Origin of the sequence: Caldisalinibacter kiritimatiensis (genome assembly GCF_000387765.1) — a bacterium.
GTDB lineage: Bacteria > Bacillota > Clostridia > Tissierellales > Caldisalinibacteraceae > Caldisalinibacter > Caldisalinibacter kiritimatiensis.
The window spans coordinates 1-366 of sequence record NZ_ARZA01000106.1 but is presented as its reverse complement, the minus strand read 5'-3'; the positions used below and the strand labels follow the sequence as shown (position 1 = coordinate 366).

At 34.4% G+C, this 366-nt stretch carries 1 protein-coding gene; it reads left to right on the top strand.

The window, feature by feature from the left end; translation table 11 throughout:
- A partial coding sequence (locus L21TH_RS14495; RefSeq protein WP_034429400.1) for an Athe_2463 domain-containing protein occupies nucleotides 1-366 on the top strand: 366 nt, incomplete at both ends.

Sequence of the window (366 nt, the reverse complement as noted above, 5' to 3'; positions counted from 1 at the left end):
GATGTTAAAAGGATTGAAGGTGAAAATGACGAAAGAGATGGGGAATACAGATATTTAGGATACAATTCTGTAGGAGAGCTATATACAAATTCACTCTTTCCACCAGATGGAGCAACAAAGGTTTCTGACCCCCACAATTGGAACTTTCAAATAGTAGATGAAGAAAAAGTGTCATGGGGTAATCTGAAACCTTATCAAATTAATCATATGTACTCTGTAGCTTTAACAGGAAACAGGATAGAAGAACTATATGACCCATTTTATTTGAATGATATTAAAGGAGGAGATAAAAGATACATAAGAGTTATATCCCCTCCGACTATTAAATCAAAAGGCAGTATATTTGTTCAGTTTTTACATCCCACG